Raw genomic sequence first — 11,942 nt, 5'->3', positions numbered from 1 at the left:
TCCTCATTCCCCTCCCCAAAGTTCACACAGTTCTCACCACCTCTTTCTCCACGGCCTGCTCACCGTCCTCCTGCTCATAAAAACCACTGCGCTCCAGAAACCCGCTGCGGTCAGCCCGCTCCCAGTCAAGCTCATCCCAGTCTTCACAATCGGCCAGATCAAGGTCAGACACATCAATATCCTCCGGCGCCATCGCCTCGATCTGCTCACGCCCGTGCTGCAGGCGCAGGGCGTTCATCAGCTGGGCATTGGTCAGGCCGTCGCTGTCCGTGCGGGCTTTCTCACTCGCCGTCTGGCCTGATGCGTCAATCTCCTCGACCAGCTCTACGCAATCATCCCCGTTGCCGATGCCCTCCAGCAGATCATCAAACTTCTCGGCTGCGACCCGTGCCGGCTTGCCTGCCAGATCAAGCCCATCGGCCATCTTGTCGAGCCGTCCCAGCGCCGCCAGAAACAAGGGAGCGCTCCAGCGTTCCCTTGTCCCCACTTCCTCGCCCTGATGCCAGACCGCTTCGCGCCAGCCGTTAAGCCCCTTATCCATCAACTCATCCTGAAAAATATCCCGCGCATGGATGATCGCAGCATCCCATGCCCGGGCGAAGGCCCGCGCATCCGGTCTGCGCCTCAGCTTATAGGCGCTCTCCCGAGACAGCCCGGCATAGCGCGCCGCTGCCCTTACATTACCCGTGCGCGCCAGGGCTTCAAGAAACTGCACCTGCTTATCCGGCGACCAGCCATCATGCCGCGCCCGGGGCTGGGCAAGATCATCGGTGGCAGGGATGTCGGTGAAATCATCGCGCGAAGGCTGATCGGTCATAGCTTGTGTTCCTTATGTTGGGGGGAACAGACAGATATAACCTATATGGTTAGCTGTAGGAAAGGGGAGTGTTTCGATAAAGTCAGGACCTGCTGCTCGTTGGATAAATAATGTCTGATCGCTTATAGGCACCCTTCGAAAGGGAGTATCAGCTATGTTGAAAGGCGGTTGCAATTGCGGTGCGGTATCTTTTGAGATCGAGATGGATCTCAAGGATGTCTATATCTGTCACTGCTCTATCTGCCGGAAATGGACTGGCAATAATGGTGTGGCTGTTTCAATTGTTCCAAACGAAAAATTCCGATGGTCCGCTGGACAAGAACAGATTGCGTGTTGGGAGAAGCCAGATGCCGATTGGCAAAGCTGGTTTTGTCGAAATTGCGGCTCTGCATTGCCAGGCCGCAACGATGAACGGAACATGTTTATCCCGGTGGGATTGCTCGACGCGCGTGTCGATAATCTGAAGGTTGCCCATCATATCTGGGTTGAGTCCAAAGCCTCCTGGGACGAAATTACCGATAACGGCAAGCAACATAAAAGAGCGTTTCAGGTTTAGTGTTACCGGGCTGTCAGCCCATTCCCCGGCATGCTTGAGGCAACAGCAGAAGCGGGGGGGCATTCGTCCATTATTTGCTGCACAGAGCCGGAAGAGATTGCGCTAACGCGTTAGCGGCTTCTCCATTTCATAGCGTTCAAAAGATTCTTTTCCGATCATCACGGTTTCTCGTTTGAGAACAGAAAAGCCGACAGAAGCAAAGGCTGGTTGCGCCATAAGGCTTGCATGAACCCATATCCGGTCCTGAGAAGATTTAACGGCAAGCTGTTCAATTTCCGCGTACATTCGACGAAACAGTCCGGAACCTTGAGCGGATGGCCGTATATATGCAAAATCCAGATAGGCATCTGCCGCAAGGCTCATAAAGCCGACTATTTGGTCGCTCGATTCAGCCACGACAATGGCCTGTTTGTCCAATCGTTCAAACCAGTCTTTGCCCGTTCTAGGCTCCGGAACCCAGGCTTCGCGCTGCGTTTCGCTATAGTGGCTGCGGCCCTTGCGAACCGCTTCGTACATCACGTCGCCAAGCGTATCATAGTCCGCGCTCGTGGCCTGCCTTAGTTGCACTTTTTCGTTCATCAAATCGCCGATCATCCAAAAAATTCGAACGGCTGACTACTTTCAATTCGAACAAGGTGCAATGATCACTGATAGATATGGTAATTTCCGATGCGTGCGTCAGACCACCAACCGGCACCGCCAACGAGACATGTCGATCCCGAAAACGGAAGTTGCAAACCAGATGATCATCCGCAAAACCTTCCGATCGAGGTTAATGAAAAGGAGCAAGCCAAAATGAATGCATGGATATTGATCGGGCTTGCCATTTTTCTGGAGGTGATGGGTACGTTCCTGCTCAAGCTCTCCGAAGGGTTTGAAAAATGGCATTGGGGTGTAGTTTCGATCATTTGCTATACTGCCTGCTTTTGGGTTTTGGCTCCGGCGTTAAAGGTTTTGCCGGTAGGTGTGGTTTACGCCATTTGGGCCGGGGTTGGGATCGTCGCAGCAACTTTGATCGGAATATTCGCGTTTGATGAGAAGCTGGGGGCAATCCAATATGCATGCATTGCAATGGTGATGATTGGTGCCGTTGGCTTGCGCCTTACCACAACATCCTGATTGTTCTATCGCGCGGGTCAGGCCTGATCTTTCAGAATTGATTATGGAAATTACCGCATCAGAATCGCGCTCCGGGCGCTAAAACTCTAAGCCCAGGGCATCAGCAACAAATCCCATAAGCGGTGCGACCTTTTCAAACTGTGCCTCTACGGCATCTTCAAACCTCGCCGATGTTGCGAGCTTTTCATCGGCATCTTGCATGCTGAAAAAGCTCTTGCGGCGCAGGTCGTTGATCAGGGGGTGGTCGGCATCGAAACCCTTGGGTGCGCGCACCAACTGGTCGCCGCGCAGATCAAGACCCTCCACCGCTTCTTCCCAGCGGGCGGGTTTGTCGACGATACGCTGACGGATATTGCGGAGCGCTTCGCCCTGTGGTCCCCACACACCGCCGCCGAAGAAAACTTCGCCTGGTCCGAGATGGACATAAAATCCGGGCGCGTGGGCATCCTTGCCAGCGGCATGGCGAAACTGGCATCCGACATGAGTTTTATACGGGCTCTTGTCTTTCGAAAAGCGCGTGTCGCGATAGATACGGAAACGGCTGCCGCCATTGGGGAGGGGGTCGACTATTATATGGGGACTGATAGCAGCGACCCGCGGCGCCATATGGGTGATGAATTCGGTCACCGGATCAACCACGTCGGACTGATAGCGTGCTTTTTGCGCCTTGAACCAGTCGCGGTCATTATTCTGTTTCAACGCGCGCAGAAAATCGAAAAGTTCCGGGCCAATCATATTTGCATCTCCTCTAATCAGACGCAATTTTGTCAGCCCGGAGATAGGGTGTCAATTTGACGGGCGATCCCAATTGGCGAATTGCCGATTGCCGACAAATCCAACTTCCTGAACCCCGGACCGTTTCACGGTCGCGATCGTATGGTCAAATATCTCATAGCGGGCGTTGGCATCGGTTTGCATATGGAGTTGCGGCCGATTTGGATCCTTGAGCATGGCGGTAAGCCGCGCTTTCAACTGTGTCTCGTTGACCGCTTCGCCATTCCAAAGCGTCAGTCCCGCGCCGTTTATCCGCAACAGATTAATCTCAGGCGGCTCACCTGTGCCCGGAATTGGTGGCGGCAGGGCGACCTCGACCTTGTGGGTTGCAATCGGGATAGAGAGCATCAGCATGACCAACAGGACCAGAAGCATATCAATAAGCGGTGTTATATTCAGCTGCGCCATGGGTTCGCTATGCGAAGGGCGGATACCATGTTGACGAAACTTAGGTCGATAGGCTGTCATTTTCTCTCTCCCGTTTTGATTAATACTCCAGTTAAATATTTGTAATGTTATAACATTATGCACATTTTGCAGGATTGTGCAAATCTGACCGGTGCGCAGCCGAACATCTACGCTCAGATCAGATTTGGATTATCGCGACACCTGGCGCAGGCCGCTATGCGTTCGCGTTGTCTTTTCGTTGAAACTTTTGCCAAGAGCGGAGCCCGCAACCGTGATCTTGGAGCTTTTGACGTAAGTCCTGCCATCTGGTGCCCGTGCGCAACTGGTTTGGAGGTCAAATTTATTGATCCGCGCGACAATTGACGGCTTGAATGATTTCGGAGCAGTCAGACTGTAGGTCAATATGGCGGGCGATTTTTTATCCACGGTGACGCGCCCGTTGAGATGTTTCACGAATTTCTTGCTGCCCTTTTCGTCCGGGTCCGGCAATGGTCTGAAAGCATAGGTCGCGGTGGTGGCGGTTTGGCTAATCAAGCGCGCGCTTGCGGGTATGCTTTTGGCCATCTCGCTGCACCAAAAGCCTTTGTAGCGACCATTTTCAATTTCCTTGATCGCTTTCTTGAATTCATCGGTCCAGGTCGACTTGGCTGGCCGGGAGACTTTCACCCGCTGGCCAGCAGGGCGGCTGGGATTGATCCGGCCAGCAGCGTTCATCTCACGCGTGACATAGCTGATATCATAGGAATAGGCCGGTCCGCTTTTTGGCGCCGCAAGTGCACGTTTGAGCGGTGTTTGCGCCAGGGCAGGGGGCGTGATGAGCAGACAAGATGACAGGAGTGCAATATGGAGCGACGGGAAGCGGGGTGAGGATTTCATAGGATTAATTCCGTTTCTGAATTTGCGAGAGGGAATTGGCAGATCAACAAAAACAAGACGACCTGCTTAGGCCAAAACCGCAATCCATTCATCGTTTTGCCAGAACAGGTGACGGGATGGATTTCTTGCCAAATATATGGGCTCACGTTTCAAAAAAGTTCCTTGCCTTATTTATCAAATTGGCGAAAGCTACAAGACATGTCGGGGGAATTTGAAGCTGCTGGAACGGCCATTGAGGGTGCCTTGATTGCAAAAGCAGTCGAGAGCGAAGGCGGCGATGCGACTGGGACACATTCTGGTGATTGTCTCAATTGCGGCGCGCCGGTTACGGGCAACTATTGCAACAATTGCGGACAGCCATTGCATATCCACCGTTCGATCGGTGCCTTTTGGCATGATATATTGCACGGCGTCCTTCACTTTGAAGGGAAATTCTGGCGGACATTGCCGCTTTTGGCCTGGAAACCGGGGGACCTGACACGGCGTTATATTCATGGCCAGCGCGCCCGGTTTATCTCGCCCATGGCGCTGTTTCTATTTTCCGTGTTCATGATGTTTGCGGTTTTTTCCTTCCTCGGTGACCCCTTCTCGACCAACGTCGATGGGTCAATTGACCAGGATGGCAACAGTGCCGTCGTGATACAGGCGCGTCAGCTGGACGGTCAAATCAAGGCTAAGATGGCACAGCTGCCCCAGGCAACCGGCGAAGATAAAATCAAGCTTGATCAAGAAATTCTGGATATGAAAAAGGGTCGCAATTTTATTGCGACGGTATCGGGCGAAGACATGCCTTATCCGGAAGTCAAGTTAGGCGATGGTGATATCCAGCTTGGCAATTTCTCCAAAGAAGAGATTGACCAATTGCAAACTGGCTTAGAGGATATCCAAGACGGCAATGTACTGAACGATGACAGCAGCGTGTCGACCGGTTCGAAGGAAGCGGATAAGATGATCAAAGACGCGTTCAAAAGGGTGAGCGAAAATCCGGAACTGTTGCTCTACAAGCTCAAGGCCAATGGCTATAAATTTGCCTGGTTGCTGATCCCGATTTCGCTGCCATTTGTTTGGCTCACCCTAATTGGTCGTCGCGGTTATCATTTTTATGATCATGCCGTTTTCACAACCTATTCGATCAGCTTCATGTCACTGCTTTTCATCACCTGCGCGATATTGGCAATGCTCGGCGTTTCACAAGGCATCTGGGGGATGTTGCTCGTCTTCTATCCGCCTTTTCACATGTACCGGCAGCTGCGCCATGCCTATAAGCTTTCACGTATTGAGGCGCTGTTGAGACTTTCTGCCTTGCTCGTCTTCACTGTCATCAGCATGACATTGTTTTTTACCATATTGTTTGCAGTTGGAATTTTGGGATAAATTATGACCATGAAAATTGATCGCCGCCAGTTAATGGCTCTGGGCACATTCGGCCTCGGCGCAATGTCTGCACCCGCCTATGCCACAATGGCTAAAGCACGTGGATTTACCCATGGTGTGGCGAGCGGTGAACCATCGCAAAATTCGGTGTTGCTGTGGACCCGATTTGTTGGCGGGGGTGAGAGCAAGCTGACCGTTGAAATGGCGCAAAATGTTGATTTCTCCGGCGCCAAGATGGTCGGCGAAGTGACGGCGTTGGCAAGCCGGGATCATATTGCGAAATTTATCGTTCCGGACCTGACGCCCGGCCAATGGTATTTCTATCGCTTTGTTGCGCCTGACGGGTCCAAGTCGATGATCGGCCGCACGCGCACTCTGCCGCAAGGGCCGACGCAAAAATTCAACCTTGGTGTGTTTGGATGTTCCAATCTGCCATTTGGCTATTTCAATGCTTATGCCCATGCGGCTCAGCGCAGCGATCTCGACATGGTGATGCATACGGGTGATTATCTGTATGAATATCCTGTCGGCACCTATCCTTCCGAAAAACAAATGCTGGCCGGCCGGATGATTGATCCGGGGCATGAGATTGTCGAACTGGCCGATTATCGTCTGCGCTATGCCGCCTATCGCAGTGATCCGGACTTGCAGCGTGTTCACCAACTTTACCCCATGGTCGCGATGTGGGATGACCATGAATTCACCAATGACGCCCATATGAGCGGTGCACAAAATCATCAGCCGAAAACCGAAGGTGACTGGGAAGTGCGCAAGCGCGTTGCCGAGCAGGTCTATCGGGAATGGATGCCGGTGCGGGATCTCGACCTGAACTTGGGACGCTGGAGCGAATATCAGATTGGCGATCTTGCGACCCTTATTCTGACTGAAAGCCGTATCGGTGGGCGTAGCGAGCCAGCGGATTTGGCCGCGGCTCTGCAGGGGCAGGAAGATATTCAGACGGCTCTTGAGACATTTCGCGACAGCACATGGCAGGATCCTGAACGCCAGATGCTTGGTGCCGTTCAAGAAGCCTGGCTGGCCGAAGCAATGCGCAAATCGCGGGTATCCGGAACGAAATGGCAAGTCTGGGGGCAGCAATGTGTGATGGGCGAATTGCGTCTGCCGCAAGAGGCGGTGAACTGGTTGGCCGACGATGCGCCCGCCTTTGCCAAGGCGCGGGTCGCGGTTGGCGCACTGGCGTCCAAAGTCGGCCTGCCGATCAATCTCGACAGCTGGGACGGCTATCCCAAAGCGCGGGAACGGGCATTGATGGGAGCGCAAGAGGCGGACGCCGACCTGATCGTGTTGTCAGGTGACAGCCATAATGGCTGGGCGTTTAATCTGGAGACCAGTGGCGGCGCTGCCGGCGTCGAATTTGGCGGGCATAGTGTGACCTCTCCGGGTCTGGAATCCTATTTGTCGGGTGCCGATCCTGTTACGGCTGCGCGCGCTGTTCGGGAAACCAATAGCCAGCTGCAATGGTGTGATACATCCAATCGCGGTTACATGACGGTTTCATTGACGCCGGACAAAGCGACTTCCACCTGGCATTTCCTGGATACGATCCGCGCAAAATCGACAGCGATGAAGGGCAGCGAAAGCCGCAGTGTGATGCACGGGCAGCGCAGCCTGATGGCGGTTTAGCACCGTACCCCCGCGCAGGCGGGGGCCTATCTCCTGAACCCAAATCCACAGATAATGGGAAAAAGGGAGTAAGCCGGCGAGATATAGTGATAACCATTTCCGCAGCATCAGGTCGATCGTGCCGGAGATAGGCCCCCGCCTGCGCGGGGGCACGGTTTGGGTGTGGGGGCAACGCATCGAACTTGTGCAATGGACGTATCATCGCACCGACCGATTTTTGTCCTGAACCTCTCGACATTCCTATCAAAGTTGCGCAAAGCAGCGGTTCCGTAAAACGAAACACCGGAATGAAAGAAACCATGTCAGAAGAATTCTACCGCATCAAACGCCTGCCGCCTTATGTGTTCGCTGAAGTGAACGCGATGAAGGCCGAAGCGCGCGCCCGCGGAGAGGATATTATCGACCTTGGCATGGGTAATCCCGATGGTGCTCCGGCGCAGCATGTCATCGACAAGCTGTGTGAAACAGCGAATGATCCGACCGCGCACCGCTATAGTGCGTCCAAAGGGATAAAAGGGCTGCGCCTCGCGCAATCCAAATATTATAAGCGCCGTTTCGATGTTGACCTCGATCCCGAAAGCGAAGTGATCGTGACTTTGGGGTCCAAAGAAGGTCTTGCGAATCTGGCACAGGCAATCACCGCTCCAGGCGACGTCGTGCTGGCGCCCAATCCGTCCTACCCGATCCATACTTTTGGATTCATTATAGCAGGAGCAGCCATCCGCTCGATTCCCGCCGCACCAGGGCCGGATTTCTTCACACGGCTTGAATATGCGATGAGCTACAGCGTGCCGAAGCCATCGGTGCTGGTCATGGGTTATCCCTCCAATCCCACAGCCTATGTCGCCGATCTCGATTTTTACCAAAAAGTCGTTGATTTCGCGCGCGAACATAAGCTTTGGGTGATCAGCGATCTTGCCTATGCCGAGATCTATTATGGCGATGTGCCAACGCCATCGATGTTGCAAGTCAAGGGCGCGAAGGATTGCGTGGTTGAATTTACCAGCATGTCGAAAACTTACTCCATGCCCGGCTGGCGCATGGGATTTGCCGTCGGCAATCAAAAGCTGATCGGCGCGCTGACACGAGTGAAATCCTATCTCGACTATGGTGCTTTCACGCCGATACAGGTGGCTGCAACTGCTGCGCTGAACGGTCCGCAGGATATTATCGATGAAAACCGCGCACTCTATAAAAAGCGCCGCGATGTCATGGTTGAAAGCTTTGGCCGCGCTGGCTGGGACATTCCGCCGCCAGAGGCGAGCATGTTCGCCTGGGCACCGGTTCCCGAACAATTTCGTGAACTCGGCTCCATGGAATTTGCCAAGCGCTTGATTGCCGAGGCCGGCGTTGCCGTTGCGCCAGGTACAGGCTTTGGTGATGAAGGTGAGGGCTATGTTCGCCTCGCGCTCGTCGAAAATGAGCAACGCATCCGCCAAGCGGCGCGGAACATGAAGAAGTTTCTCAGCAAAGGCTAAAAGCAGCGTCTTTTGATATCTGAGTTTTTCGCGCTCCGCGGCTATGACGGAGTACTGAACCCGACTCATGTTCTGGAAGCCACCGACAACCCGAAGAATATGTGATGAGCTGCGTATTTCATCACTGGAATGTAAAAATCTGCGTATTTCGCAATTATATTGGCGAAAAAAGCTAAAAAACGCTTCGAAGAGTTTAGTAAGTCTTACGCAGCCTGTTTGGGGATGTGGATATGATGCAGCCCCAGATTAATTCCCCCAACGTTCAATAAACAGGAAATATATTCTGATGACCATTGTTATGGGCCGACGCCAATTGTGCAAATTTGGTATGGCCGCAGCGGTACTGCCCGTTTTGCCCGCTTGTGTGACACGCTATTCTGAAAGCCGGACACCAACTGAAGGTCAGGTGAATTTTATCGAAGCAAAGATGGCTGAACATCGCATACCCGGCGCTGGCCTGGCCTTTGTTGAGGAAGGAAAACTGGCTTGGGAGCGCGGTTTCGGCGTTAAAAATAGCGAAACCGGTGATCCGGTTTCAACGCAAACCCTGTTTCAAGCGGCATCGCTTTCGAAGCCTCTCTTTGCTTATGTGGTCATGCAGGCCATCGATCGAGAGGAAATTGGTCTAGATGACCGCCTGACAAAATTTGTACGCCCGACCGATCTGAAGCCGCATCATTGGTCAGAGCAGATCACTGTCCGTGATGTTCTGCAACACACGACGGGATTGCCGAACTGGCGTGATGACAAGGATGGGCCGGAACCCTTGGTACCGGCTTTTGAACCGGGAACGGGTTCGACCTATTCGGGTGAAGCCTATCATTGGCTCCAGCGTGTGATGGAAAAGATCACCGGGCTTGGCCTGGATGCGATGATACGCGAACGGTTATTCGTTCCGGCCGGGCTGGAAGATATGCGCATGCTTTGGGAACCTGAGCGCGATAGTCGAGAAGTCTATGGACATATTGTAAACGATCAGGATGCGCTTGTTGTCGACAACCTGCAATTTATTCGCGAGCAAGGACCCCGTTTGGTGGAGGTTGCAAAGCGGTGGGGCCGACCCATGCGCATGTGGACGGCTGAAGACCATGAAAAGGCCGTCGCTGAAATGCGCCCTCATGAACACGCTCGGCTTAAGGATCGTCCCGCATGGCGGTGGGGTCGGCCCGGTGCCTTCATTATCGATAGCGCATCGAGCCTTAGATGCACGGCTGGCGACTATGCGCGCTTTCTATGCCTCATGATGCCTGGCCGCGACCGTGCGGATTGGGAGCTCACCGAACAAAAACGGCAAGCGATGCTCACACCGCAATTCGAACAGGACATTGAAGGAGGCCGATTGCCGCGCACTTTTGGGTGGGGACTTGAAAAGCGCCAAAACGGTGTTGCTTATTATCATTGGGGGAAAAATGGCCGTTCCCATATTTCGGTCGCTTTGGGAGACCCGGTGACACAAAAAGGGATTGTGGTCATGACCAATGGGCCGAATGGCAATGCGTTTATCAAAGATGTCGTTACATCACTGATGGACAAAAACTATATTGGGATTACGTCCTGAGTCGAAGATAGCGTGGGTCGTACGCACGTTTTTGCGACCACCGCCACTTTACCCTTGCATTTCGCGGCGCATCGCTCTAACGGCACGCACATTCCACATGGAAAGCGCTCATACCGGTGCTGATACCGGCCTTTCAGGTCGTTTGAGGTTCTCAGCTTTCCAGAGGCATAACCGGATAAGGAGAAATATTATGGCGGCCCCTGTCGTCACCCTACAGCAATTGATTGAAGCCGGAGCACATTTCGGCCACCAGACCCACCGCTGGAACCCGAAGATGAAACCATATATCTTCGGTGCCCGTAACGGCGTCCACATTCTTGACCTTTCGCAGAGTGTTCCTTTGTTTGCTCGCGCGCTTGATTTCATTGCCAATGCAGTGTCTTCCGGCGGCAAGGTCCTTTTCGTTGGTACCAAGCGTCAGGCGCAAGAGCCTATCGCAGAAGCAGCGCGGATGAGCGGACAGCATTTCGTCAACCATCGTTGGCTCGGCGGCATGCTGACCAACTGGAAAACCATTTCCAACTCGATCCGCCGGATGAAGACGCTCGAAGAGCAGCTGTCCGGTGACATGGCTGGCTTCACCAAGAAAGAAGCGCTGCAGATGACGCGTGAGCGCGATAAGCTGGAGCTGTCTTTGGGCGGTATCCGCGACATGGGCGGTATTCCCGACGTGATGTTCGTGATCGACGCCAACAAGGAAGAGCTTGCGATTAAGGAAGCCAATGTTCTTGGTATTCCAGTTGTTGCGATCCTCGATTCCAACGTTGACCCCAGCAACATAGCATTCCCAGTTCCAGCCAATGACGACGCGGCTCGCGCTATTCGTCTATACTGCGAATCAGTGGCTGCAGCTGCTACCAAAGGCGGTCAGGAAGCGGCTGTCGCATCGGGTAAGGATTTGGGTGCAGAAATAGCGCCGCCAGTTGAAGCAATTGTTTCGAGCGAAGCCAATGCCAGTGCAATGGCTGCTGGTGAAGCAGCTGCAGTAGCAGAGATCGAAGCAGCTCCAGCGGAAGAAGCACCTGCTGAAGCGGAAGCGCCAGTAGCAGAAAAAGCGGCAGAAGAAAAAGCGGCAGAAGAAAAACCCGCTGCAGAAGAGAAAAAAGCGCCAGCCAAAAAACCAGCTGCCAAAAAAGCGCCAGCTAAGAAGGCTGCTGCTAAAAAGGCACCGGCTAAGAAGGCTGCCGCCAAAAAGGACGACGACAAGAAAGCCGACGAAAAGGCCTAAGCTTGAAGCGTCTTGGTGCGGTCATATATTGACCGCATAGGAAAATGGCGGGGCGGCATCGGTGCTGCCCCTTCATTTTATTAAAAGCATTACATTCTCACACATGAAAT

At 53.5% G+C, this 11,942-nt stretch carries 11 protein-coding genes and 1 pseudogene; 7 read left to right on the top strand and 5 right to left on the bottom strand.

Going from position 1 to position 11,942, the window contains the following annotated elements; all coding sequences use genetic code 11:
* Positions 1–22: 22 nt before the first annotated feature.
* The gene (locus BS29_RS11170) at positions 23–817 is read right to left on the bottom strand and encodes a hypothetical protein (protein ID WP_229953732.1); all 795 of its coding nucleotides are present in this window, start codon (positions 815–817) and stop codon (positions 23–25) included.
* A gap of 154 nt (positions 818–971) precedes the next feature.
* On the opposite strand from BS29_RS11170, the gene BS29_RS11165 reads away from it, so the two are divergent.
* Positions 972–1,373 (top strand): GFA family protein, encoded by a 402-nt coding sequence (locus tag BS29_RS11165; protein ID WP_229953731.1) that lies wholly within the window; start codon positions 972–974, stop codon positions 1,371–1,373.
* Between the two features lie 102 nt (positions 1,374–1,475).
* Here BS29_RS11165 and BS29_RS11160 read toward each other — a convergent pair whose 3' ends face one another.
* The gene (locus BS29_RS11160) at positions 1,476–1,952 is read right to left on the bottom strand and encodes a GNAT family N-acetyltransferase (protein WP_229953730.1); all 477 of its coding nucleotides are present in this window, start codon (positions 1,950–1,952) and stop codon (positions 1,476–1,478) included.
* Positions 1,953–2,042: 90 nt separating this feature from the next.
* Here BS29_RS11160 and BS29_RS11155 point away from each other — a divergent pair, with 90 nt between their 5' ends.
* On the top strand, positions 2,043–2,492 hold the full coding sequence (locus BS29_RS11155; RefSeq protein ID WP_229953729.1) for a DMT family transporter: 450 nt from the start codon (positions 2,043–2,045) through the stop codon (positions 2,490–2,492).
* 78 nt (positions 2,493–2,570) lie between these two features.
* Here the strand turns inward: BS29_RS11155 and BS29_RS11150 are convergent, their stop codons facing one another.
* The 3 genes from BS29_RS11150 to BS29_RS11140 form a co-directional block, all read right to left on the bottom strand.
* Entirely contained in the window at positions 2,571–3,227 is a 657-nt protein-coding gene (locus BS29_RS11150; protein WP_229953728.1) for a DUF2461 domain-containing protein, read from the bottom strand.
* 51 nt (positions 3,228–3,278) lie between these two features.
* A complete protein-coding gene (locus BS29_RS11145) occupies positions 3,279–3,734 on the bottom strand; it encodes an ExbD/TolR family protein (protein ID WP_229953727.1) in 456 nt (151 codons plus the stop codon).
* A gap of 129 nt (positions 3,735–3,863) precedes the next feature.
* The gene (locus BS29_RS11140; RefSeq protein WP_229953726.1) at positions 3,864–4,550 is read right to left on the bottom strand and encodes a hypothetical protein; all 687 of its coding nucleotides are present in this window, start codon (positions 4,548–4,550) and stop codon (positions 3,864–3,866) included.
* A 198-nt stretch (positions 4,551–4,748) separates the two neighbouring features.
* Between BS29_RS11140 and BS29_RS11135 the strand changes: the two genes are divergently transcribed.
* From BS29_RS11135 to rpsB, 5 genes and pseudogenes are all read left to right on the top strand, one after another.
* Positions 4,749–5,924, top strand: coding sequence for a DUF3667 domain-containing protein (locus tag BS29_RS11135; RefSeq protein WP_229953725.1), 1,176 nt, complete (start codon positions 4,749–4,751; stop codon positions 5,922–5,924).
* A gap of 3 nt (positions 5,925–5,927) precedes the next feature.
* Positions 5,928–7,568: an alkaline phosphatase D family protein gene (locus BS29_RS11130; RefSeq protein WP_229953724.1), complete on the top strand. Its 1,641-nt coding sequence runs from the start codon at positions 5,928–5,930 to the stop codon at positions 7,566–7,568.
* Positions 7,569–7,867: 299 nt separating this feature from the next.
* Positions 7,868–9,046: an LL-diaminopimelate aminotransferase gene (locus BS29_RS11125; protein WP_229953723.1), complete on the top strand. Its 1,179-nt coding sequence runs from the start codon at positions 7,868–7,870 to the stop codon at positions 9,044–9,046.
* Positions 9,047–9,332: 286 nt separating this feature from the next.
* Positions 9,333–10,604, top strand: a complete 1,272-nt coding sequence (locus tag BS29_RS11120; RefSeq protein WP_229953722.1) for a serine hydrolase domain-containing protein — start codon at positions 9,333–9,335, stop codon at positions 10,602–10,604.
* A 190-nt stretch (positions 10,605–10,794) separates the two neighbouring features.
* A pseudogene (gene rpsB, locus BS29_RS11115) lies at positions 10,795–11,541 on the top strand (30S ribosomal protein S2); the annotation flags it as partial.
* Between the last annotated feature and the right edge of the window lie 401 nt (positions 11,542–11,942).

The sequence above is a fragment of the Parasphingorhabdus litoris DSM 22379 genome (genome assembly GCF_020906275.1).
Classification (GTDB): Bacteria; Pseudomonadota; Alphaproteobacteria; order Sphingomonadales; family Sphingomonadaceae; genus Parasphingorhabdus; species Parasphingorhabdus litoris.
This window is presented reverse-complemented; position numbering and strand designations above follow the sequence as displayed.